This is a genomic window from Sphingobium sp. BHU LFT2 (assembly GCF_018604485.1).
In the GTDB taxonomy this organism is placed as follows: Bacteria; Pseudomonadota; Alphaproteobacteria; order Sphingomonadales; family Sphingomonadaceae; genus Sphingobium; species Sphingobium yanoikuyae_A.
Genome location: NZ_JAFCGW010000011.1, coordinates 81,526 through 105,678, shown reverse-complemented (window position 1 = coordinate 105,678; position 24,153 = coordinate 81,526). Strand labels below are relative to the sequence as shown.

Sequence of the window (24,153 nt, the reverse complement as noted above, 5' to 3'; positions counted from 1 at the left end):
GCGATGATTCAACCGGGTGCGACGTTCAAGGACAATCTCCAGCTGCTGCCGCCGATCGACGGCATCGCCCGTATCGGTCTGAAGGATGCGAGCGGCACGGTCGTCGCCAGCATCGAGAACCAGCCGGGCAAGCAGGGATCGCTGGCGGTCTATGCCTATTTGCAGAAGGTGTTTGGCACGCTGGACGCGGCGGCGGCCGAGCATGGGCTGGCGGTGTTTGCCGAACATACGGCCGATGCCCGCAACCGGCCGGGTGCGCACCCCAATGTCGACCGGCTGATCGCGATCGTGGACGGTGGCGACGCGCTGGCGATCGGGGTGGTCGCGGGCTGAACAAGGCGGGTAAATCATTTCCTTGATGCGCCATTTCTTTTGCCGCTGTCGGGGCATGACGCAGTGCCTGCCAAGTCGGGCGGGCGAAATCGGATGAGGACAGACTGATCCGAAAGACCCTCACCCTCACCCTCCCACGCCTGCGGCGCGGGCCCCTCCTCTCCCGTGAACGGGAGAGGGTAATTGGCAATGGCCGGGATGGGTGGGAACAAGACATTCCTCCCCGGCACGGGGAGGGGGACCGCTCGCGTAGCGAGTGGTGGAGGGGCACAGGCCGGATAGCGCATCGCTAAGAGGCACCTGCCCCTCCGTCAGCGCTTCGCCCTGCCACCTCCCCAAGCAAGCTTGGGGAGGAACTGGAAACGTCAGCTTCTGGTCGTTTTCTCCCCGCAGGGTGGGGGCAGGATGCGGCTTACCCTGCCGCCTTGGCCAGCCCTTTCGACAGTTGCAGCGCGCCGTTGAGGCGGGCGGCGGGGTCGGGCCAGGCGCGGGTGACGACGACCTTGCTGTCCGGGCGCAGGCGGGCGACGCCGTCGAGGCGCTGGACATAGGCGACCAGACCTGCGGGGTTGGGGAAGCGATCCTCGAAGAAGCTGACCAGCGCGCCCTTTGGCCCGACATCGATCTTGGCGATATTGGCCTTGAGGCAATTCTGCTTGATCTCGATGATCTTGAGCAGGTTCTGGGTCGGCGCGGGCAGCTTGCCGAAGCGGTCGATCAGCTCGGCGGCGAAGGCCTCCAGACCCTGGCGATCCTCCAGCTCGTTGATGCGGCGATAGAGACCCATGCGCAGGTCGAGATCCGGCACGAATTCTTCCGGGATCATGATCGGCGCGTCGACGCTGATCTGGGGCGAGAAGCTGTCACGGCGCGCTTCGAGGCCGGCGCCGCCGGCCTTGGCGTCCATGATCGCGTCCTCCAGCATCGACTGGTAGAGTTCGAAGCCGACTTCCTTGATATGACCCGACTGTTCGTCGCCGACGAGGTTGCCGGCGCCGCGAATGTCGAGATCATGGCTGGCGAGCTGGAAGCCGGCGCCCAGCGTATCGAGATCGGACAGAACCTTCAGCCGCTTTTCCGCGGTTTCGGTGATGATGCGGTTGGCGGGCGTGGTGAAATAGGCATAGGCGCGCGTCTTCGACCGGCCGACGCGACCGCGCAGCTGGTAGAGCTGGGCAAGGCCGAAGCGGTCGGCGCGGTGGATGATGAGCGTGTTGGCGCTGGGAATGTCGAGGCCGGATTCGACGATGGTGGTGGAGAGCAGCACGTCATAGCGCTTGTCGTAGAAGGCGGACATGCGTTCCTCGACATCGGTGGCGCTCATCTGGCCATGGGCGACGATCGGCTTCACCTCCGGCACTTCGGTGCGCAGGAATTCCTCGACCTCTGTGAGGTCCGAGATGCGCGGCACCACGAAGAAGCTCTGGCCGCCGCGATAATGTTCGCGCAGCAGCGCCTCGCGGATGACGACGCCGTCCCAGGGCATGATGTAGGTGCGCACCGCCAGGCGATCGACCGGCGGGGTCTGGATGACCGAGAGTTCGCGCAGGCCCGACATCGCCATCTGGAGCGTGCGCGGGATGGGCGTGGCGGTGAGGGTGAGGACATGGACGTCGGTTTTCAGGGACTTCAGCCGTTCCTTGTGGGTGACGCCGAAGCGCTGTTCCTCGTCGACGATGACGAGGCCGAGGCGCTTGAACTCCAACCCCTTGGCGAGCAGGGCGTGGGTGCCCACGACGATGTCGATCGTGCCGTCGGCGAGCCCCGCCTTGGTCGCCTTGGCCTCCTTGTCGGGGACGAGGCGGGAGAGGCGGGCGATTTCCAGCGGGAAGCCGCGGAAGCGCTCGACGAAATTCATGTGATGCTGGCGTGCAAGCAGGGTGGTGGGGCAGATCACCACCACCTGCATGCCGGCCATGGCGGCGACGAAGGCGGCGCGCAGCGCGACCTCCGTCTTGCCGAAGCCGACATCGCCGCAGACCAGGCGGTCCATCGGGCGGCCGGCGCCCAGATCCTCGATGACATCGCCGATCGCGCGGTCCTGATCGTCGGTTTCCTGATAGGGGAAGCGGTCGACGAAGGCGGGATAGCCGGCGGCATCGGGTTCGGCGATCTCGGCCGGGCGCAGGGCGCGTTCGGCGGCGGTCTTGAGCAGTTCGCCCGCAATCTCGCGGATTCGCTCCTTCATCCGCGCCTTGCGCCGCTGCCAGGCCTCGCCGCCCAGCTTGTCGAGGCTCACGCCCTCGCTGTCGGAACCGTAGCGCGAGAGGACTTCGAGATTTTCGACCGGGACATAGAGCTTGTCGCCGCCGGCATAGGAGAGGGCGACGCAGTCATGCGCGGTCTTGCTGACCGGGATCTGCGTCAGCCCCTCATAGCGGCCGATGCCATGGTCCATATGGACGACGAGGTCGCCGGGCGAGAGGGTGGCGAGTTCGGCGAGGAAGGCGTCGGCGCTCTTCTTGCGCTTGGCGCGGCGGACCAGGCGATCACCCAGCATATCCTGTTCGGTGAGGACGGCGACGTCGGGCGCGGTGAAGCCATGGTCGAGGCCGAGGACGGTGAGGACGGCGCTGCCGCCGGCCGCGGTGCCGAGTGCTTCCTGCCAGCTGTCGGCGGCAGCGAGGCGGGCGACGCCATGATCGGCGAGCAGGCCCGACAGGCGCTCGCGCGCGCCGGCCGAATAGCTGGCGATCACCACCTTCTTCTTGGTGCGGCGCAGGGCGTCGATATGCTTGCCGACCGCCTCATAGACATTGACGTTCTGCGCGCGTTCGGGCGCGAAGTCGCGCGGGCCGTCGACGGCGAAGTCGAGGACGGTGGCGCTCTCGGGCTCGTGGAAGGGGGTGGTGGCGTGCATCGGCCAGCTGGCGGCGGCGGCATCCCACTCGGCGGCGTCGAGATAGAGCGCGTGCGGCGCGAGCGGGCGATAGGCACCGGGATCGGCCGATTTCGCAGCGATGCGGTTGGCATGATAGTCGCGGATCGCCTCGAACCGGGCCTCGGCCGCGCCGACCACGCCATGGTCGCGGACGATGATCGCGTCATCGCCCAGATGCTCGGTCAGCGGAACCAGCTTTTCCTCGAACAAAGGCAGCCAATGTTCCATGCCGGCGAGGCGCCGGCCCTCGCTCACCGCCTGATAGAGCGGGTCGCCGGTCGCGGTCGCGCCGAAGGTTTCGCGATAGCGGCCACGGAAGCGCTTGATCGTGTCTTCGTCGAGCAGCGCTTCGGACGCGGGGAGCAGGGTGAAGCCGTCGACGCTGCCGGTGGTGCGCTGGTCGGTGGGGTCGAAGCGGCGCACCGTCTCGATCTCGTCGCCGAAGAAGTCGAGCCGCAACGGCTGGTCCTCGCCGCCGGGGAACAGGTCGACGATGCCGCCGCGAATGGCGAACTCGCCGCGATCATGGACGGTGTCGGTGCGGACATAGCCGTTGGATTGCAGCATGTCGGCAAGGCGCGTGATCGCGATCCGCTCCTTGGGCGCGAGGCGCGCGACCAGCTGGCGGACGCGGAACGGGGTGAGGGTGCGCTGGGTCAGGGCGTTGAGGGTGGTGAGGACCAGTTGCGGCCCTTTAGGCTTTGCCTGAAGCGCATGAAGGCCGGCGAGGCGCGCCGACGCGGTGCGCAGCGAGGGGCTGGCCCGGTCATAGGGCAGGCAGTCCCAGGCAGGGATTTCGATGAGCTCGATCTCTGGCGCGAAATAATGGGAGGTGTCGGCGACCGCGCGCATCAATTGCTCGTCCGAGGCGACGAAGACGGCGCGGGCCGCATCCGAACCATGGGCAGCGCGGGCAATGTCCGCCAGCAGCCAGGGCTGGAAGCCAGCCGGCACGCCGGACAGAGTGAGCGGCGCCTTCGCCTTCAGGATTTTCTGGAGATCGGTCATGGGTCCATCATCTTCAAAAATCCTCCCCTCTAAGGGGAGGTGGCTGGCCGAAGGCCTGACGGAGGGGTGTCACCCTATCGAGAGGGGGATACCCCTCCACCACTTCGTGGTCCCCCTCCCCTTGCAGGGGAGGAATGTTCAGTTCTTGATCTTGACGAAATCGAGTTTCAGGAACTGGTCCATCATCGGGCCCTTCCATTCGTCCGGCACGGCGATGGTGCCGAGCGCCCAGCCGATGATGTCGGCATCCTGCTCGTCCATGAAGCGCTCGAACCAGGCGATCTGCTCGTCGTTCCAGCTCGCATGATAGCGTTCGAAGAAGCCGCCGACCGTATAATCCGCCTCGCGCGTGCCCCGGTGCCAGGCGCGGAATTTCAGGCGACGCATCAGCGGGTTGTCGTTCACAATTTGTTCCTTTAACGGACGTGCCGAAACAGCCGATCGGATATTTGAATGACCGTCCCGGCTGCGTTAGAGAAGCCTCAGATAGCCATGCGACCCGATATTCTCAATCCGCTCTTTGCCGAAATCTCCGCGCTCAAGGGCATTGGCCCGGCGCTGGCCCGTCCGCTCGAACGGCTGGGGCTGGCGCGGGCGGTCGATGTCGCCTTTCACCTGCCGGTCAATTATGTCGATCGGAAACTGATCGACGAACTGGACATGGCGGACGCCGGCAAGGTCATCGGCATCATGCTGACCCCGGTCGATTATCGCGCCAGCGGCAATGCGCGCGCGCCGTTCCGGGTGCAGGCGGCGGACGCCCATGGCAACGCCGTCTCGCTCGTCTATTTCGGCCGCAACAGCGCCTGGCCGCGCAAGCTGTTGCCCTTGAATGAACCCAAGTTCGTGTCGGGCAAGCTGGAGGCCTATGGCGACAACCTCCAGATGGTCCATCCCGACTATGTCCTGCCGCCCGAGGAGGCCGACACCGTGCCGGCGCGCGAAAGTGTCTATGGCCTGTCGGAAGGGCTGACCAACAACCGGATGCGCGACCTGGTGGGGCAGGCGCTGGCCCGTGCGCCCGAACTGCCCGAATGGATCGAGCCGAGCCTGCTGGCGAGCAAGGGCTGGCCGGCCTGGCGCGCGGCGTTGGAGCGTTTCCATGCCGACCCGACCGACGCGCAGGCGCGCGAGCGGCTGGCCTATGACGAGATTTTCGCCGGGCAGCTGGCGCTGATGCTGGTGCGGCAATCGTCGCGGCGGCGACGCGGCGTGCCGATCAACGGCGATGGGCGGCTGCGCGCGATGCTGAAGCTGCCTTTCGCCCCGACCGGTGCCCAGCGCCGCGCGATCGGCGAGATCGAGGGCGACATGGCGCAGGCGACGCCGATGTTGCGGCTGCTGCAGGGCGATGTCGGATCGGGCAAGACGCTGGTGGCGCTGATGGCGCTGCTGAACGCGGTCGAGGCCGGGATGCAGGGGGCAATGCTGGCGCCGACCGAAATATTGGCGCGGCAACATTATGAGACGCTGCGCAAGATGGCGTCGGGGCTGCCGATCGAGATCTCGATCCTGACGGGCCGTGAAAAGGGCAAGGTGCGCGAGGCGACGCTGATGGGGCTGGCCGATGGCAGCATCCACATCCTGGTCGGCACGCACGCGATCTTTCAGGAGAAGGTGCAGTATAAGGCGCTGGGCTTGGCCGTGATCGACGAGCAGCATCGATTCGGCGTGGCGCAGCGGATGATGCTGGCGAGCAAGGCCGAGCGATCGCCGCATTTGCTGGTGATGACGGCGACGCCGATCCCGCGCACGCTGACCCTGACCTATTATGGCGAGATGGACGTGTCACGGCTGGACGAGATGCCGCCGGGCCGCCAGCCGATCCAGACACTGGTGATGTCGGCCAACCGGCTGGACGAGGTGGTCGAGGGGCTGGCCCGCCATGTCGAGGGCGGTGGACAGGCCTATTGGGTGTGCCCGCTGGTCGAGGAGAGCGAGACAAGTGACCAGGCGGCGGCCGAGATGCGCGCCGAGACGCTGCGCCAGCGCTTCGGCGACCGGGTGGGGCTGGTCCATGGCAAGATGAAGGGGCCGGACAAGGATGCGGCGATGGAGGCTTTTGCCGCCAACCGCACCCAGATATTGGTGGCGACCACGGTGATTGAGGTCGGCGTCGACGTGCCCAATTCCAGCCTGATCGTGATCGAGGGGGCGGAGCGCTTTGGCCTGGCGCAATTGCACCAGCTGCGCGGGCGGGTTGGGCGGGGCGACAAGTCGTCGGTCTGCCTGTTGCTGCGCGGCAATGCGCTGGGCGAGACGTCGCGGGCGCGGCTGGCGCTGATGCGCGAGACCAATGACGGCTTCCGGATCGCCGAGGAGGATTTGAAGCTGCGCGGTGCGGGCGAGGTGCTGGGCACGCGCCAGTCGGGTGAGGCGGAGCTGAAGATCGCGACGCCCGAACATGTGTCGGCATTGGTGGACGCCGCGCGCGACGACGCCCATCTGCTGATCGACCGCGATGGCGGGCTGGACAGCGAACGGGGACAGGCGGCGCGCACCTGCCTCTATCTGTTCGAGAAGGATGCTGCGGTCGGGTTGCTGCGCGGGGGGTGAAGAGGCTTGTCGTCTTAGCCCTCTCCCGCTTTCGCGGGAGAGGGTTGGGTGAGGGTCTTCTTTTTCGAAAGCGCTGATCGAATGGCGTCTGCAACGCCCTCGATATCTTCTACTACATCATGATTCCAGAAGCGGAGGATGTGCAAGCTGCGCGCCTCCAGATAGACAGTGCGACGGCGATCGCGATCTTCATCATGCTGGCCGCCATCAAGCTCCACGGCCAATGCGGCTTCCACGCACAGAAAATCGACGACGAATGGATCGATCGTTGCCTGACGACGAAATTTGAATCCGTCCAACTGGCGGTTGCGCAAGATGCTCCATAGCATGCGCTCGGCATCGGTCATGTCGCGCCTTAGACGTGCTGCGTGGGGACTGATCTGGCGGCGGACCGGGAACATTCATCGCATCATAAAGGAAGAAAGACCCTCACCCAACCCTCTCCCGTGAAGACGGGAGAGGGCTAGAAGTGCCCGGCCTTCCTGCGTAAATTTGCTGCACCTGCGAAACAAAATGCGGGGCGGTCGCGTTGCCCCTGGCATGACCGACATCAGCCTGACCCATATCACGCCGATGGCCGCGCTTTCGATCGCGCTGTCGGTGGTCGTCGCCTTCGCCGTTCATGGCGCGCTTTACTGGATTGCGGTGCGGCTGGTGAAGCGCGCGCGGATCGAGCCTTTGTTGTTGCCGGCCATCTTCCAGCCGACGCGCTGGCTGGTGGTGCTGCTGGCGCTGGGGGCGGGGCTCAAGTCGATCGAGATGGGGCCGCGGATCGAGGATATCTGGTCGATCGGGGCGCGGATGATATTTGCGCTGCTGGTCGGCTGGCTGGTGTTTCGCGCGATGCGGGCGGGCAAGGCGATGCTGGAGGCGCGCGCCGATATCAGCGTCGAGGATAATCTGAAGGCGCGGCGGCAGCGCACCAAGATCAGCATCCTCTATCGCATCTGCCAGTGCATCGTCGGCTTCTTCGTGATCGCGATGATGCTGATCGCCATTCCGGGCGTGCGGACGATCGGCGTGTCGCTGATGGCGTCGGCGGGCCTCGCCGCGCTGGCGGTGGGCGCGGCGGCGCAACCGGCGCTCAAAAATCTGATCGCGGGCATCCAGATGGCCTTTTCAGAGCCGATCCGGCTGGACGATGTCGTCATCATCGAAGGGGAATGGGGGCGGATAGAGGAGATCAGGCTGACCTATGTGATCGTGCGCATCTGGGACGACAGGCGCATGGTGGTGCCGGTATCCTATTTCCTGGAAAAGCCGTTTCAGAACTGGACCACGAAGACGTCGGACCTGCTGGGCACCGTCTTCCTCTATGTCGATCCGACCGCCGATATCGAGCGGATCCGCGCGCGCTTCGTCGAGGCGGTGAAGGCGAACGGCCGCTGGGACGGGCGGGTGGCGATCTTGCAGGTGACCGATCACCGCGCCGATGCGCTGGAACTGCGCGGTCTGCTGTCGGCGCGCAATGCCGGGATCGCGTTCGATCTGCGCTGCGAGGTGCGCGAGGCGATGCTGACCTTCCTGCGGACCGACATGCCCGAGGCGCTGGTGCGCGGGCGTCAGACGCTGGAGAGGGATGATGCCTTTACCAGGCGGTCCGGCGTGGCGGGATGAGCGCCATCATGGCGTCATAGCCGGCGGTCGGGATCGGCTCGACAAATTCGAGCCCGATACGGCCTTCCTCGCTCCAGCGGACGAGGGTGCGCCGATCCTTGAGCACCGGCAGCCAGATCAGCACCCGACCGCTCAGCGTGAGCAACTCTTCCGTGCGGCACATCAGGCCGAGTGGCGAGATGTTGATGATCCGCACGCCATGGGTGCGGCCGTCCGCTGTGATATGGCTGACCATGTCGACCAGGTCGCGCGCCACCCGTCGCTGATCGACGGACGGGTCGCGCGACCGCATGACATGGCCAAGATTGGCGAAAACCGAGGAGGACATGGGTTTCAGCCTAGCGGCCGGAAAGTGGAGGCTTTCCTACCTGGTAGCGTTAACTGGGCTGAAACCCTGTTTGTCCTCAGGCGGTGACCAGACCGTGCTTCTTGGCGCCGAAGCTCAGCTTGTCGCCGGCCTTGAGCGTGATGGCCGGGTCGGTGACGACCTCGCCATTCACCTTGATCGCGCCTTCGGCAAGCTTGCGGCGGACTTCCTTGTTGGAGGTCGCAAAGCCAAGGCCGGTGGTCGCCTGGATGACGGTCAGCCCCTCGGTGCCGAGCGCGACGGTCGGCAGATTGGCGTCCGACGCACCTTCCTCGAAGGTCTTGCGCGCGGTTTCGGCGGCCAGAGCGGCGGCTTCGACGCCACGGCAAAGCGCTGTCGCCTCGTTCGCCAGGATCTTCTTGGCCTCGTTGATCTCCGCACCCTGCAGCGCGGCGAGGCGGTTGACCTCGTCCATCGGCAGGTCGGTGAACAGGCGCAGCCGGTTGAACACATCGGCATCGGCGGTGTTGCGCCAGAACTGCCAATAATCATAGTCGGACAGTTGATCCTGGTTCAGCCAGACGGCGCCGCCCACGGTCTTGCCCATCTTGGTGCCGTCGGCATTAGTCAGCAGCGGCGTGGTGAGGCCGAACACCTGCGTGCCATCGACGCGGCGGGCCAATTCGACGCCGTTGACGATATTGCCCCACTGGTCCGATCCGCCCATCTGCAGGCGGCAATCGCTGCGGCGCGACAGCTCCAGGAAGTCATAGGCCTGGAGGATCATGTAGTTGAATTCGAGGAAGCTCAGCGACTGTTCCCGGTCGAGGCGCAGCTTGACGCTATCGAAGCTCAGCATCCGGTTGACCGAGAAATGCTGGCCGATGTCGCGCAGGAAGGGGATATATTCGAGCTTGTCGAGCCAGTCGGCATTGTCGACCATGATCGCGTCGGTCGGGGCGTCGCCAAAGGTCAGGAAGCGTTCGAACACGCGCTTGATGCTGGCGACATTTTCCTGGATCAGGTCGACGGTCAGCAGCTTGCGCGCTTCATCCTTGAAGCTGGGATCGCCGATCTTGCCGGTGCCGCCGCCCATCAGGACGATCGGCTTGTGACCCGCCTTTTGCAGCTGGCGCAGCATCATGATCGACACGAGATGGCCGACATGGAGCGACGGCGCGGTCGGGTCGAAGCCGATATAGCCCGGCACCACCTGTTTGGCGGCCATGGCATCAAGCCCTTCCGCGTCGGTCAGCTGGTGGATGTAGCCGCGTGCTTCGAGCAGGCGGAGGAGATCGGACTGATAGTTGCTCATGACGCGCGCCTGTAGCATTGGGGCAGCAAGTGGAAAAGAGGCGGAGTTTTCGATCATGTTGGCAATCGGTCTGATGTCCGGCACCTCGCGCGACGGGATCGACGCCGCGCTGATCGAGACGGATGGCGAGGGGCAGGCCGAAGCAATCATTTTCCACGCCCAGCCCTATAGCGATGATTTTCGCGAACGGCTGGCTGCGGCCTGCGCGCGGGCGATGGCGATGGACGCGCCGGGCGAGGATCCGCTGATCCGCGCGGTGGAGATGGACCTTACCAATTTTCACATCGATGCGATCGCCGACATGCTGGGCCGCAGCGGCCATGTGGCGGAGGATATCGGGGTGATCGGCTTTCATGGCCACACCGTTGCCCACCGGCCCGAGCGGCGCTGGACTTGGCAGATTGGTGACGGCGCGGTGCTGGCCGGCGCGTTCGGCATTCCCGTGGTCGCCGACCTGCGCAGCGCCGATGTACGCGCGGGCGGGCAGGGTGCGCCGCTGATGCCGGTCTATCATCGGGCATTGTCCGATGGTCTGGCAAAGCCGGTCGGCATCCTCAATCTGGGCGGGGTGGCGAACATCACCGCGATCGGATCGGACGGCAGCCTGGTAGCTTTCGACACCGGGATGGCGAGCGGCCTGATCGACAACTGGATGCAGGCGCATGGCGACGCGGCCTATGATGCGGGCGGCGCGACCGCCGCGCGGGGTCAGGTGGACGAGGCGCGGCTGGCGGCGATGATGGCCGATCCCTGGTTCGCCGCGCCGCCGCCCAAGAGCATCGACCGCGAAGCCTTCACCATCGCGCCGGTCGAGGGACTGTCGCTGGCGGATGGGGCGGCGACGCTGACCGCCTTTTCCGCGCAGGCGGTGGCGCGCGGCGTCGACCATCTGCCCGAACGGCCGGCGCGCATCTATGTGGCGGGCGGCGGGCGTCATAATGTAACGCTGATGGCGATGCTGGCGGCGCGCACTGGCGCCGATGTCCGGTCGGTGGACGAACTGGGCTGGGATGGCGACGCGCTGGAGGCGCAGGGCTTTGCCTATATGGCGGTGCGGCACCTCAATGGCCTGCCGATCAGCTTTCCCGGCACCACCGGCGCGCCTGAACCGATGACCGGCGGCGTGTTGTTCCAGCCCTGAGAAAGGGGGATGGGGCGGCCGGGCGCCGCCCCTGATCCTTATTGACGCAGGCGCTCGATCGCCTGGGCAAGGGCAACATAGAGCTTGCCCATGTCGGACGAGAGGATGGCGACGCCCAGGGCGTTGCCGTCACGCGCCGACAGGATGATCCGCAGCATCGCCTCGAAATCGTGGATGTAGCGGTTCACATGCTCGCGGAAATCGGCGTCATTGTCATAATGGAGCGCGATTTCGCGGGACTCGCCGGCGTCGAGCAGCTTGACCGCACGGCGGGTGAAGACGCCGCGATCGCCCTTGAGATAGGCCGACCAGTTGGTGTCGGTCACATCGTTGGACAGGATCTTGGCGACGTCGATCGCGGTGCTGTTGAGCGATTCGATCAGCAGGGCGGAGCGGCGCGAGAAATGGTCGCGATCGCGTTCCTCGGCCGCGCGGCCGGCTTCCTCGATCCTCTGTTCCAGCCCGGCGCTGGTATCGGCGATCGTCATCAACTGGCGGGTCAGCCGGTCCGAAGCATTGTGCGCGGCGCGCACGGCCTCTTCCGCGACATCGGCCAGCTTCTCGATCTGGGCCGAAACCTGATCGCCGACCGCCTGCTGCATCGCCTGCTCGCTGGCTTCGGCCAGGTTCTGCACCGCGTCAGGGATAGCGCGGCCGAGCGCCTGACGGGCGCGCTCGGCGGCCTGTTCGGCGGTGTCCTTGACGCGGAGCAGGGCGGTGATGAGCAGCGGGCCGGCACCTTCGGTGATGCGGGTCGTGTCCTCATGCGCGGCGTCGAGCGCGGTGCGCAGCTTTTCCACCAGCTCGCGGTTGGATTCGATGCCGCTCTGGGTGCTTTCCAGCCATTCGGAGAGGCGACGACCCTGGCCGCGCAGCATCTCTTCGGCTTCCTGGGTGCGGCCGACCAGCGCTTCCGAAATGGCTTCGAGCCGTTCCAGCTCGGGCGTTGCGGCGCCCAGCATGGCGCGGCTGGTTTCCAGCCGGGCGTCGAAGCGGGCGAGCGCGCCGGGGTAGGTTTCGTCCAGTTCGCGGACGCTCGAATCGAGCGCCACCATCAGCGTTTCGGCGTTGCCGATCAGCTTTTCGGCGGTGGTGCCGCCGTCATGCAGCGCCGTGTCGATCCGGCGGGTTTCCTCGGTCAGGCGGGTCAGCGCGTCGGTCAGCTTCTGGCTGCGGGCGAGGGCATTATCCTCCAGCGCGGCAAAGCGGGCCTCGGCCTGATCGATCGTCTGGTTGAGCGTGCCGTGCAGCCCGGCCATCAGGCTGCGCTGTCCTTCGACCAGATCGTTGATCTGGTGCAGGCGGCTTTCGACTTCGCCAATATCGTCGGCAAGGCCGGCGACGGTGTCGGTGCCGATCGCGGCGATGCTGTCACGCGATCGGGTGATGAGGCTGTCGAGCGCACCGGCCTGGTCGCGCAGCCCGGCATCGGTGAGGGCGAGCGTTTCGCGCGCCTGAAGCAGGGTGGCGTCGAGCCGTTGGCGCAGATCGTCCTCGATCGAGCCGAGATCCTGGCCCAGCGCCGCGAGCGCATTCTGGCTGGTGGCGGTGATGCTGGCCTGGGCACGGGCGACCAGCGCCTCCAGCGTGGCGCGCTGGGTCGAAAGCCCTTCCTGCGCGCGCTCCATCGTGTCGCGCACCTGATCCATCGAGCTTTCGAGGCGACCGCGCAGCGATGCTTCGACCAGGTCGAGATCCTGGGTGAGGGCGCGAACGGCACCATCGCTGGTTTCGCCGAGCGACAGGGCGACGCGATTGACCAGCACGTCCAGTGCGGCCGACTGGGCATCGATATCCTGTCGGGTCTGGTCCATGGCGGCGCGCGCGCTCTGCGCCGATGTTTCGATCCGGCCGGCGGCGATGTCGGCGAGGCCGTTCACCTCGTCGGTGGCGCTGCGGGTCGTTTCCTGCAACTGGCCTAGCTGGCTCGACAGGCTCTTGGTCGCGGACAGGGTGCGGGTGCGGGTATCGTCGGACAGTTCGCCCAGCGCATGGAGGCGCGCTTCGAGCGTGTCGATCCGTTCGGCGAGCGCATGACCATTGTCCATGATCTGCGCGGCCATGCGCACGGCCCGTTCTTCGAGCTGCGGCATGGCGGCGATCAGCGCGTCCATCCGCGCGACAAGGGCGGTGCCGGCACGCTCGGCGCTTTCGGCGCGGTCGGCGGTGGTCTGGGCGCGGCCGGCGATCAGTTCGGCCGATGCCTCCATATTGCTGCTGGCGGCGGCGCCATAGCTGTCGAGCAGTTCGGCCTGGTCCTGCATCGTCTGGCGCGCGGATTCCAGCCGGTCGGCGATCCGGCCGAGGCGCAGTTCGAGCAGTTCGGCCTCGGTCCGCAGCGCATGGGCGGTATCGAGATAGCGGCGCGATTCGGCGCGGCTATTGCGCACGATCAGCAGATAGGCGATGCCGAGCAGGCTGATCGGTACCAGCAGCGTGGCGACGAGCGCGGGCCAGGCGGCCGGGCCGGCCCGCCACTGATCCGATACGATCGTTGCCCAGAGCGCGAAGCCGAGCCAGAGCGCGGCCAGTAGGCCGAGCCCGATCCGGGCATTGCGCACCAGCTTTTCACCTTCCCCCTGCGCGTCGTCAGGGGCATCATCAATGTCCAGTACGGCCTGCTTCAATAGCAGGATGTCATCCGCGGCCGGCGCGTTGCCTGTCGCGTTTCCTTCGTCTCGCCAGAATTCGACGATTGTGCTGCCCCCATTCATGGGTGTGATCCTATCATCTTTTCCGTCTGCGCAAATGCCTTGTTACCAAAACTTAACGCAATTTCGATAGCTTCCGTCCCCATGTCCTATGATCCTGGCGCTCTTAATGCGGCATTGGCCGCCGCCGTTGGCGAAGACGCGGTGCTGATCGCCGATCTGCGCGTGGCTTTCCTTGAAAGCGCGGAGCGCCATCTCGACCTGATGAGCCGGGCGCGCTGCGACGCCAATTGGGAATTGGCGGCCTGGCGTTTGAAAGGCCTGGCGGCAAGTTTCGGCCTGACCAGCCTGATGGCGCTGGCGGACGAGGCGGTCGAGGCCGCGCCGGGCGATCCGCGCGCCTTGCAGCGCTTGCGCAGCACGATCGCGCTGCTTCAGCAGGGCTGAAACCGGCGATTTGAAAGCGGCTGCTTGCGCTGCGTCGTTCGGCTTGCAAGAAGATCGTCGCAATCAAAACGGGTCGGTTTCCAGACAATATGACATTCGCGGCCATTCTCAGTGCCAGCCGGGCTTCAAGTGATTCGCCTGCAGCGCTTCGCGCTACCCTGCATTTCGCCGGTCAGACGCTGGTCGAATATCAGGCGCGACAGGCGGTTCGGGCCGGTGCGGACCGGATCATGATCCTGGTCAGCGTCATCACGCCGGCCATTTCGCAGGCGGTCGACCGGCTGAGCGCGGACGGCATTGCCGTCGCCCTGATCCGCGACATGGTGTCGATGGTGCGCGATGCGCCGCGCGACGCCGATGTGCTGCTGGTGGCCGATGGCGCCGTGGTGGCGCAGGGCCATTATGACGCACTGGGTGGGCAGGCGGGCAATGCTTTGCTGGTCACTGACGACAGCCGCGCCAGTGCGCCGTTCGAGCGCATCGACGCGGGCCAGCGCTGGGCTGGGCTGGCGCGGATCAATCCGGCGCTGCTGTTCGGCACGCTGGACATGATCGGTGACTGGGATCTGGCGCTGACGCTGGTGCGATCGGCGGTGCAGGGCGGAGCGGTGCGAATCACCGTGCCGCAGGATGATCTGCTGGAGGGCCGAGTCGCGCTGGTCGACGGGCAGGAACAGGCGGACCTGGCCGCGCAGGCGGTGATGTCGACCGGGACGCGATCGGGATCGTCCAGCCGCGGCGGGATCGAACATTATCTGTTCGGGCCGCTCGCCCGGCTGCTCGGCCCTGCATTGATGCGCAGCCAGGTGCCGGCGATGCAGGTGCGGATCGGTTCGATCGCGCTGGCCGGCATTGCGCTGATGCCGCTGGAACTGGGCTGGCCGGGCACCGGGCTCAGCCTGTTGCTGCTGGCGCTGCTGCTGGCGGAACTGGCCGATCGGCTCGATGAAATGGCGCTGCGCCGGCCGCCGAGCGGCTGGATCGCCTTTCTGGCGCCGGGGCTGGCGCTGATCGGCGTGATGCTGTCGGGCAGCGGGATGGTGCCCAACTATCTGGCGTTGCTGCTGGGCATCATCACGCTTGCCGATCGCTGGCGCCGGACCGGGGCGGCGCGCGCCTGGATGATCTTCACGCCCGGCACCGGGTTGCTGGTCCTGCTGGCAGCCCTACTGACGGGGGCGGAGGCATTTGGTTTCGACGTTGCCATGCTGGCGGCGATCGGATCGATCGGGGCGATCATCCTGTCGCGTCGGGGCGGATGATTTTTGTCGCATCGAGAGCGTTGATTTTGCTTTCAGGGTTTAGTGCATTTTAACGACGTGGGGTTATGCTGCCTTGCATGAGCGCCCACACGTCCCTTGCCGGATCCATCATGGCGGACAGCTGGCCCATGGCACATGTCATGGCCGGCATGTCGGCCGTGCCCGTCGGCCATGCGATTGATCTCGCCTTTTTCTTTCCCGTCGAGGACCGGGCGCGCCATGATGCGCTGATCGCCGAGACCCGCCGTCATCTGGGCGGATGCCTGACCGCGATCGAAACCGCACTGCGGCTGAGCCTGGCGGGCGATCCTGCCATTGCCGCGGCGCTGGGGCGTTGGCCCGATGGGCTGTGCTGGCCGACCATCTGTGCGCAGCCGACCCTGCTGGGACCGGCCTTGCTGGCCCATATGCAGATGCGCGCGGGGGTGAGCCTGTTGCTGCGGCAGGTCGGGCGCCCCGATGGCGAGCCGCCGGAACAGCCCGAGGCCGAGTCGATCCTGTCGTCGGATGATCCCGAAATTGGCGACGCGATCGTCGCGCTGGCGCTGGCCGAGGGGCAGTGGCAGGCGATGGGGGGCGAGGATCAGCCGATGCGGCCCGATCTGCCGGCCGAACATTTTGCCGAACTGGTATGGACCGCAGCCGCCTGTCTTGCGGCGGTGGTGCAGCGGACCGCGCTGGAGCCGGACAATCAATTGCTGGGCGCGTTCGAGCGGGCGGGCTGGGCGCTGCTTGCCAGCCATGACGAAAGCAATGGGCCGATCGCGGCCGCCGACCAGTTGGTGCGCAGGTTGGGGCCGCAGGCCGATGCGCCCGACCTTCTGGGCGCGGCGCTGGGGCAGCGGCGTTTCCTGCTGTTTGCGGCGCTGGCCGGACGACGGCTGCGCCTAGGCACCGCGCAGGTGACGGACATATTGATCATGGGGCCGGTGATGCAGGTGGCGACCCTGTGCCGGGCGCTGGGCGGAACCGGGGCGGATTATCGCCATCTGCTGCTGGCGCTGCGGCCGGTGCGGCCTGGCCTGTCCGACGCGGTGATCGTGGCCGAGGCCGACCAATATCAATTGCTGAGCGACGTGAAGGCGGAAGCCGTGGTGGGCGCCCTGCGCGCGCCGGCCGCCTTCCGCGCGAAGCTCGATCATTTGCGGCGCGTCACCGGATGAACATGACGCTCCACCCCTCCATCGTCCGGGCAACGGCATCGGCGGACGGCACGCTATTGAGTGCTGATGCGCCGCTGCTTGCCTTGCAGCGGGAGGCGGGGAGCGATCTGCTGGGGCCGCTCGCCATTCCGCAACTGGCCGCGGTGGTGCGGCTGGCGGCGCGATTGGGTGTCACCGTATCGCGGCCGGTGGTCGCGGCCGCCGAGCGGGGCGATATCGACATGTGGGTGCGGGCGCGTAGCGACGAAGGGCCGGACGGGCGCATCGTGTCGCTGGCGGTTGTCGACTGGAGCGAGCGTCCGCCGCTCGCCAATGCCGGCGACCATAGCCGGCGCGAGGCCGATCTGGCGGCGCTGGCCGATGGCTGGACCTGGCAGATCGACACCCAGTTGCAGTTCCAGATGGCGATTGCCGGGACCGACCGGCAGGGCGCATTGCCGACGCAGCCGCCCCTGCCGGGCAGCCGTTTCTCCAGCTATTTCGAGCTGCAGAGTGATGGCGAGGGCGACATGGCGATCCTGCGCGGTTTCACCCAGCGCCGCGCCTTTCGCGATCAGGTCGCGACATTGGTGCATGATCCCGAACAGCATGTGCGGCTGGCGGGCTTTCCGCTGTTCGACCTGGCCGGCCATCTGGTCGGCTATCGCGGCAAGGCCTGCCCGATCGAACGGCCGCCGGCGCTGGCGCGGGCGGATACGACGCAATTGTCGCTCTATCCCGGCGAGTTCGGCAAGCGGCTTGATCGATCGCTGCGCCAGCCGCTGGGGCGGATCATCGCGAATGCGGACACGATCGGCGCGCAACTGGAAGGGCCGCTGCGGCCCGATTATGCCGATTATGCCAATGATATTGCGACCGCCGGCCGTCACCTGATGGCGCTGGTCGACGATCTGGCGGATCTGCAGGCGATCGACCGGCCCGATTTCGGCGTGATCATCGAGGATGTCGACCTCGCCGACCTGGGCCGGCGGGCCGGCGGCCTGCTGACGGTCAAGGCGCTGGATCGTCACATCAAGATCCATTGCCCGGACGTCGATCAGATATTGATGGCGAGGGGCGAGTTCCGCCGCGTGCTGCAGATACTGGTCAATCTGGTCGGCAATGCGGTGCGCTATTCGCCCGAGGGATCGCACGTGCGCATCGTCGTCGAGCGCGAGCACCGGCAGGCACGGGTGCTGGTGATCGACCAGGGGGCGGGCGTGGCGCTGGAGGATCGCGAGAAGATTTTCGACAAGTTCGAGCGGCTGGGACGCGACGATCCGGGCGGCAGCGGGCTTGGCCTCTATATCTCGCGCAAGCTGGCGCGGGCGATGGGCGGCGACATCAGCGTTGGCGGCACGCCGGGCGAGGGCGCGCGCTTCATCCTGACCTTGCCGGTGCTCGACTGACGGGCGCGCGATCGCGCTTATATGAGATAAAGAGCACTTGTTTGTCCGGCCGATGCCGCGCCGATAGGGTGGTGGCATGGACAGATCGCATTGCCTGGCCACCTATGGCACGCTGGCGCCCGGACGGGCCAATCATCATCAACTGGCGGAACTGCAGGGCCATTGGCAGGCGGGGCATGTGACCGGCCATCTGGTCGCGCATGGCTGGGCCGCGTCGATGGGCTTTCCCGCCTTCATTCCCGACGAGGGCGGCGCGGCAGTGGCGGTCCAACTGTTCCGCTCGCCCGACCTGCCGGCGCACTGGGCGCGGCTCGATGCGTTCGAGGGGGCGGATTATCGCCGTGTCGCGATCGATGTCGTTACCGATCAGGGGCGGGTGCCAGCCTGGATCTATGTCCATGCAGGGGTAGGCGGCTGAGCCCTAAACGAAAAACGGCGCCCGATGGGGCGCCGTTCCTCTTGTCTCTTGTGACCGCGTCTTAGCGCTTGTCGACGGCGACATAGTCGCGCTGCGTCGGGCCGGTGTAGAGCTGACGCGGACGGCCGATCTTCTGGGCTGGGTCCGAAATCATTTCGTTCCACTGCGCGACCCAGCCGACGGTGCGGGCGAGGGCGAAGAGCACGGTGAACATTTCGGTCGGGAAGCCGATCGCCGAGAGGATCACGCCCGAATAGAAGTCGACATTCGGGTAGAGCTTCTTCTCGATGAAGTAGGGATCGTTGAGGGCGATCTGCTCCAGTTCCTTGGCGACGTCGAAGATCGGGTCGTTGACGCCCAGCTTCTCCAGCACGTCCTTCGCGGTCTTCTGCATCACGGTCGCGCGCGGATCGTAATTCTTGTAGACGCGATGGCCAAAGCCCATCAGGCGGAACGGATCGTCCTTGTTCTTGGCGCGGGCGATATATTCCGGAATGCGATCGACGGTGCCGATTTCGCGCAGCATGTTGAGCGCGGCTTCGTTCGCGCCGCCATGTGCCGGCCCCCAGAGGCAGGCGATGCCGGCCGCGATGCAGGCGAACGGGTTGGCGCCCGACGAACCGGCGAGACGGACGGTCGAGGTCGACGCGTTCTGCTCATGGTCGGCATGCAGGGTGAAGATCTTGTCCATCGCGTCGACAACGATCGGATCGATCTTATACTCTTCCGCCGGGACCGAGAAGGTCATGTTCAGGAAGTTGGCGGTGTAGCTGAGGTCGTTGCGCGGATAGACGAAGGGCTGGCCCACCGAATATTTATAGGCCATCGCAGCGATCGTCGGCATCTTGGCGATCAGGCGGTGGCTCGCAATGCGGCGCTGTTCCGGATCGTTGATGTCGGTCGAGTCATGATAGAAGGCCGACAGGGCGCCGACGACGCCGACCATGATCGCCATCGGGTGGGCATCACGACGGAAGCCGCGGAAGAAGGCGGTCAGCTGTTCATGCACCATGGTGTGGCGCGTGATGGTGTTGGTGAACTCGGCCAGTTCCTTGGCCGACGGCAGTTCGCCATTCAGCAGCAGATAGCAGACTTCCATGAAGCTGGACTGTTCGGCGAGTTGGCCGATCGGATAGCCACGGTGCAGCAGCACGCCGGCGTCGCCATCGATATAGGTCAGGCCCGACTCGCAGCTGGCGGTCGAGGTGAAGCCCGGATCGTAGGTGAACATGCCGGTGTTGGCGTAGAGCTTGCGAACGTCGATGACCTGGGGACCGACGGTACCATCCATGATGGCATAGTCCTTGGCCTCTCCGCCAACGGTCAAACTGGCATTATTATCCGACATGTTTTTCTCCTTAACTGCCGTCAACCGGCCACCACGTGCCCCGCAGCGGTCAGTCGCTTCAAGCTTTCCTCTTTCCCCAGAAGGAAGAGGACATCAAAAATACCCGGCGAGACCGTGCGCCCGGTGAGCGCCGCACGAAGCGGCTGTGCCACCTTGCCCAGGCCAAGCCCCGCATCCTCTGCCACGCGGCGTATCACTTCATCGATCGCTTCAACCGTCCAGGACTGGACGGGCTGGAGAGCGTCGGCTGTCTTTTTCAGCAGCTCACGCGCGGGTTCATCTAGCAGAGCAGACGCCTTCTCGTCAAAATCGAGCGGGCAAGATTTGAACAGAAACTCCGCGCCTTCTGCAATTTCGTTAAGTGTCTTGGCCCGCGGCTTGAGCGAAACCATCGCCTGGGTCAAAATATCGCGCTGGGCGTCATTCAGTTGCGTATCAAGACGCGACTCAACGCGCGGGGCGACCAGAGCGGCCAGGCGCGCCTCGTCGGCTTCGCGCAGATAATGGCCGTTCAGATTTTCCAGCTTCTTGATGTCGAAGCGCGAGGGCGAGCGGCCGACGCCGTCGATATCGAACAGTTCGATGGCGCGTTCGATCGAGATAATTTCCTCATCGCCATGGCCCCAGCCGAGGCGCAGCAGATAGTTCAGCACCGCTTCCGGCAGCATCCCCATCTCGTCGCGATAGGCGTCGACCCCGAGCGCGCCGTGGCGCTTCGACAGCTTCGCGCCGTCCGACCCGTGGATCAGCGGGATATGGCCATAGACCGGCTCTTCCCAGCCCATCGCCTTGATGATGGCGAGCTGGCGGAAGGCGTTGTTGAGATGATCGTCGCCGCGGATGACATGGGTGACGCCCATGTCATGGTCGTCGACCACGACGGCCAGCATATAAGTGGGGGTGCCGTCCGACCGCAGCAGGATCATGTCGTCCAGTTCGGCATTCTGCACCACGACGCGGCCCTGCACCGCATCCTCGATCACCGTTTCGCCGGTCCGAGGGGCCTTGATACGGATGACGAAGGGCGCGCCTTCGGGCGCTTCCTCCGGCGAACGGTCGCGCCAGCGGCCGTCATAGCGCATCGGCTGCTTTGCGGCGCGCTGCTGTTCACGCAGCTCGGCCAGCTCTTCCTGCGTCGCATAGCAGCGATAGGCATGGCCATTGGCGAGCAGCTGGTTGGCGACCTCGGCATGGCGCGGGGTGCGCTCGAACTGGAACACCGCCGGCTCATCGCCGCCCAGGTTCAGCCATTCCAGGCCGTCGAAGATGGCGGCCACGGCTTCCTCGGTGGAGCGGGCGCGATCGGTATCCTCGATGCGGAGCAGGAACTTGCCGCCATGATGGCGCGCAAACAGCCAGTTGAACAGCGCGGTGCGGGCGCCGCCAATATGCAGGAAGCCCGTTGGCGACGGGGCGAAACGGGTCACCACCTGCTTGTTCAATCCCGTTGCACTTGCCGTCATATTCGCTGACATTCTTCCTGCCTAATCCATGGATGCGACGCCCCCTAGCATGGCTTTTGAGCCACGACAAACGTCCGTTGGGCGCAGGACGGTGCGTATTGCGCACAATGGATTTGCGCGGATCGAACAATGGCTGGAGGTGGAGCGCGAACAGCTTGCCTTGTGGGTGCCGGTGGCGCTGGGTGTGGGCATTGCCGGCTGGTTCGTGCTGCCGGGGCCGGCACATTGGTTGGCCTGTTGCTGCGGGGCGCTGGGGCTGGCCTGTCTGGCGCTGTTGCTGCCGGTGGGCGCACGATTGCGGCATATGCTGGTGGCGGCCGGCTTGCTGGCCTGCATTGGTTGTCTGCTGGTCTGGGGCAAGGCGACATGGCTGGGACAACCGCCGCTGGCGCGTCCCATATTCGCACAGGTGACGGGGACGGTGACGACGGTGGCCAAGCTGCCGGCTCAACAGATGGTGCGCGTGGGGCTGCGGCCGATCGAGGCGCCGGCGCTGCCCGCGGCGATCCGGGTGAATATCGCAGAGGCGGATGTGCCCGAAGGGCTGGGCAAGGGGGCGGTGCTGCGCTTTCGCGTGCGGCTGATGCCGCCCGCGCCGCCGAGCGTGCCGGGGGCGTTCGATTTTGCGCGACGCGCCTATTTCCAGGGGATCGGGGCGACCGGGCGGGCGCTGGCGCCGGTCGAGATGGTGGAGCAGGCGCGCGAGGCGCCGACGCTGCGGGCGCGGCTGTTCGATCATATCAGCGGACAGGTGGCAGGCGCACCGGCGGGGATTGCGGTGGCGCTGGCGACCGGCGACCAGGGCGCGATTGCCGAAGCGGATGCGGAGGCGATGCGGCGCAGTGGCCTTGCCCATCTTCTCTCGATCAGCGGCCTGCATGTGACGGCGCTGATCGGGGCGGTGATATTCCTGCTGTTGCGCTTGCTGGCGCTGATTCCGCGCGCGGCGCTGGACTGGCCGCTGATGCTGATCGCGGCGGCCGGCGGCGCGCTAGCGGGGATCGGCTATACGCTGCTGACCGGCGCGGAGGTGCCGACGGTGCGATCCTGCATCGCGGCGCTGCTGGTGCTGGGCGGGCTCGCGCTGGGGCGCGAGGCGATCACATTGCGGCTGGTGGCGACCGGGGCGCTGGTGGTGCTGGTCTTCTGGCCGGAAGCGCTGATCGGGCCGAGCTTCCAGATGAGCTTTGCCGCAGTGGTCGCGCTGGTGGCGCTGGGCGAGCATCGGCGGTTCAAGGCGTTCGCGATGACGCGGGACGAGCCTTTGCCGCGCAAGGCCGGGCGGACGGTGGCGGCGATGCTGATGACGGGCCTTGCCATCGAACTGGTGCTGGCGCCGATCGCGCTTTACCATTTTCACAAGGCTGGTTTGCTGGGCGCGGTGGCCAATCTGGTCGCGATCCCGCTCACCACCTTCGTCATCATGCCGCTGGAGGCGCTGGCGCTGTGCTTCGATCTGGTCGGGCTGGGCGCGCCCTTCTGGTGGCTGACCGGCAAGGCGATCGCTTTGCTGCTGGCGGTGGCGCATGGCGTGGCGGCGAGCCCGATGGCGGTGATGCTGGCGCCGGCGGTGCCGGGCGGGCTGTTCGCGATCATTGTGGTGGGAGGCCTTTGGTGCCTGCTGTGGCGCAGTCGCTGGCGCTGGCTGGGGTTGGGGCCAATCGCAATCGGCCTGGCCGGCATCGCGCTGCTGGCGCCGCCCGATATCGTGGTGACGGGCGATGGGCGGCATGTCGCGGTGCGGACACCGACGGGGACGATGGCGCTGCTGCGCGAGGGGGCGGGCGACTATGTCCGCGACGTGCTGAGCGAGAGCGCGGGCTATGACGGGATGCTGGAGGCGATCGCGACGATGAAGCAGGCGCGCTGTTCGACCGATCTGTGCGCGGTGACGTTGCCACGGGGCGGGCGCGACTGGCATTTGCTGGTGACGCGCAATGCGATGCTGGTGGACCGACCAATATTGGAGCGGGACTGCGCGGCGGCCGATATCGTCATCAGCGATCGGGGGCTGCCCTGGTGGTGCCGGCCGCGCTGGATGAAGATCGACCGCCGGCTGCTGTCGCGCACCGGCGGCCTGTCGATTGGCCTTGAAAGCGGCAAAGTTCACACCGTCCATCGGCCCGGCGACGCGCATCCCTGGATCGTGCGCCGCCGGCCCCGAACGGCCGATCAGTTGTAGCGGCGCAGCAGGCCGGCGAGCTTGCCCTGGATGCGGACCTGGCGCGGATCATAGATCTGCGGTTCATAGGCGGCATTGGCGGGATCGAGCCGAACCCGGCTGCCTTCGCGGCGGAAATATTTGAGCGTCGCTTCGGCGTCATCGATCAGGGCGACGACGATCTGGCCTTCGCGCGCGACATCGGTGCGCTGGATCAGCGCGAAGTCGCCGTCGAGAATGCCGGCCTCCATCATCGAGTCCCCCGACACTTCGAGCGCATAATGATCGCCCGAGCCGAGCAAGGCGGCGGGGACGGAGAGCATGGTGTGGCTTTCCATCGCCTCGATCGGGACGCCGGCGGCGATGCGGCCGTGCAGCGGGATTTCGATCACGTCATTGGCGGCGGTCGGCAACAGCACGGCGGGCGCCGATACCTTGGGCGTCGGAATGGCCGGCGCGGGCGCGCGGTGCATCGCGTCGGGCAGCTTGAGCACTTCGAGCGCGCGGGCGCGGTTGGGCAGGCGACGGATGAAGCCGCGTTCTTCCAGCGCGTTGATCAACCGGTGGATGCCGGACTTGGAGCGCAGATCGAGCGCGTCCTTCATCTCCTCGAACGAAGGGGACACGCCGCCTTCTTCCAGCCGGGTCTGAATGAAGCTCAGCAATTCCTGCTGCTTGGGCGTCAACATCGGCG

Annotated in this window: 19 protein-coding genes; 10 read left to right on the top strand and 9 right to left on the bottom strand. The window is 66.2% G+C overall.

The genetic code is table 11. The annotated features are described in order from the left end of the window. Positions 1-3 precede the first annotated feature (3 nt). Complete coding sequence (locus JQK15_RS18720) at positions 4-333, top strand: DUF2322 family protein (protein ID WP_214866829.1); 330 nt, start codon at positions 4-6, stop codon at positions 331-333. 412 nt (positions 334-745) lie between these two features. Here JQK15_RS18720 and mfd read toward each other — a convergent pair whose 3' ends face one another. Beyond that, positions 746-4,222, bottom strand: a complete 3,477-nt coding sequence (mfd, locus tag JQK15_RS18715) for a transcription-repair coupling factor (protein ID WP_214866827.1) — start codon at positions 4,220-4,222, stop codon at positions 746-748. Positions 4,223-4,360: 138 nt separating this feature from the next. Next, positions 4,361-4,627 carry an FAD assembly factor SdhE gene (locus JQK15_RS18710; protein ID WP_214866825.1) on the bottom strand — a complete coding sequence of 89 codons (267 nt, stop codon included), beginning with the start codon at positions 4,625-4,627 and terminating at the stop codon, positions 4,361-4,363. An 87-nt stretch (positions 4,628-4,714) separates the two neighbouring features. Here JQK15_RS18710 and recG point away from each other — a divergent pair, with 87 nt between their 5' ends. Then, entirely contained in the window at positions 4,715-6,778 is a 2,064-nt protein-coding gene (gene recG, locus JQK15_RS18705; protein ID WP_214866823.1) for an ATP-dependent DNA helicase RecG, read from the top strand. Between the two features lie 14 nt (positions 6,779-6,792). On the opposite strand, the gene JQK15_RS18700 is transcribed toward recG, so the two are convergent. Next, positions 6,793-7,179: an endonuclease domain-containing protein gene (locus JQK15_RS18700; protein WP_214866821.1), complete on the bottom strand. Its 387-nt coding sequence runs from the start codon at positions 7,177-7,179 to the stop codon at positions 6,793-6,795. A 139-nt stretch (positions 7,180-7,318) separates the two neighbouring features. On the opposite strand from JQK15_RS18700, the gene JQK15_RS18695 reads away from it, so the two are divergent. Further along, a complete protein-coding gene (locus tag JQK15_RS18695; RefSeq protein WP_251007855.1) occupies positions 7,319-8,395 on the top strand; it encodes a mechanosensitive ion channel family protein in 1,077 nt (358 codons plus the stop codon). On the opposite strand, the gene JQK15_RS18690 is transcribed toward JQK15_RS18695, so the two are convergent. Both JQK15_RS18690 and tyrS read right to left on the bottom strand, forming a co-directional pair. After that, entirely contained in the window at positions 8,367-8,723 is a 357-nt protein-coding gene (locus tag JQK15_RS18690; protein WP_214866817.1) for a PilZ domain-containing protein, read from the bottom strand. The two genes, JQK15_RS18695 and JQK15_RS18690, sit on opposite strands and share 29 nt — an antisense overlap. Positions 8,724-8,799: 76 nt before the next feature. Beyond that, positions 8,800-10,017: a tyrosine--tRNA ligase gene (tyrS, locus tag JQK15_RS18685; RefSeq protein ID WP_214866815.1), complete on the bottom strand. Its 1,218-nt coding sequence runs from the start codon at positions 10,015-10,017 to the stop codon at positions 8,800-8,802. Positions 10,018-10,072: 55 nt separating this feature from the next. On the opposite strand from tyrS, the gene JQK15_RS18680 reads away from it, so the two are divergent. Then, positions 10,073-11,158 carry an anhydro-N-acetylmuramic acid kinase gene (locus JQK15_RS18680; RefSeq protein ID WP_214866813.1) on the top strand — a complete coding sequence of 362 codons (1,086 nt, stop codon included), beginning with the start codon at positions 10,073-10,075 and terminating at the stop codon, positions 11,156-11,158. Between the two features lie 38 nt (positions 11,159-11,196). On the opposite strand, the gene JQK15_RS18675 is transcribed toward JQK15_RS18680, so the two are convergent. Beyond that, the gene (locus tag JQK15_RS18675) at positions 11,197-13,872 is read right to left on the bottom strand and encodes a coiled-coil domain-containing protein (RefSeq protein WP_214866811.1); all 2,676 of its coding nucleotides are present in this window, start codon (positions 13,870-13,872) and stop codon (positions 11,197-11,199) included. Positions 13,873-13,953: 81 nt separating this feature from the next. Here JQK15_RS18675 and JQK15_RS18670 point away from each other — a divergent pair, with 81 nt between their 5' ends. The 5 genes from JQK15_RS18670 (at position 13,954) to JQK15_RS18650 (ending at position 18,487) form a co-directional block, all read left to right on the top strand. Further along, positions 13,954-14,256, top strand: coding sequence for an Hpt domain-containing protein (locus JQK15_RS18670; protein WP_037511783.1), 303 nt, complete (start codon positions 13,954-13,956; stop codon positions 14,254-14,256). Between the two features lie 89 nt (positions 14,257-14,345). After that, positions 14,346-15,518, top strand: coding sequence for a hypothetical protein (locus JQK15_RS18665; RefSeq protein ID WP_214866809.1), 1,173 nt, complete (start codon positions 14,346-14,348; stop codon positions 15,516-15,518). Positions 15,519-15,595: 77 nt separating this feature from the next. After that, a complete protein-coding gene (locus JQK15_RS18660) occupies positions 15,596-16,681 on the top strand; it encodes a DUF2336 domain-containing protein (protein WP_214866807.1) in 1,086 nt (361 codons plus the stop codon). Further along, a complete protein-coding gene (locus JQK15_RS18655; protein WP_069336617.1) occupies positions 16,678-18,069 on the top strand; it encodes a sensor histidine kinase in 1,392 nt (463 codons plus the stop codon). The genes JQK15_RS18660 and JQK15_RS18655 overlap by 4 nt, the downstream gene beginning before the upstream one ends. Positions 18,070-18,145: 76 nt before the next feature. Further along, positions 18,146-18,487, top strand: coding sequence for a gamma-glutamylcyclotransferase family protein (locus JQK15_RS18650; RefSeq protein WP_214866805.1), 342 nt, complete (start codon positions 18,146-18,148; stop codon positions 18,485-18,487). Between the two features lie 61 nt (positions 18,488-18,548). Here the strand turns inward: JQK15_RS18650 and JQK15_RS18645 are convergent, their stop codons facing one another. Next, positions 18,549-19,835, bottom strand: a complete 1,287-nt coding sequence (locus tag JQK15_RS18645) for a citrate synthase (protein WP_010336542.1) — start codon at positions 19,833-19,835, stop codon at positions 18,549-18,551. Positions 19,836-19,855: 20 nt separating this feature from the next. Continuing rightward, a complete protein-coding gene (gene gltX, locus JQK15_RS18640) occupies positions 19,856-21,298 on the bottom strand; it encodes a glutamate--tRNA ligase (protein ID WP_010336543.1) in 1,443 nt (480 codons plus the stop codon). 49 nt (positions 21,299-21,347) lie between these two features. Between gltX and JQK15_RS18635 the strand changes: the two genes are divergently transcribed. After that, positions 21,348-23,480 (top strand): ComEC/Rec2 family competence protein, encoded by a 2,133-nt coding sequence (locus JQK15_RS18635; RefSeq protein WP_214866802.1) that lies wholly within the window; start codon positions 21,348-21,350, stop codon positions 23,478-23,480. Here JQK15_RS18635 and lexA read toward each other — a convergent pair. Next, complete coding sequence (gene lexA / locus JQK15_RS18630; RefSeq protein WP_069336613.1) at positions 23,471-24,148, bottom strand: transcriptional repressor LexA; 678 nt, start codon at positions 24,146-24,148, stop codon at positions 23,471-23,473. The genes JQK15_RS18635 and lexA overlap by 10 nt on opposite strands. Between the last annotated feature and the right edge of the window lie 5 nt (positions 24,149-24,153).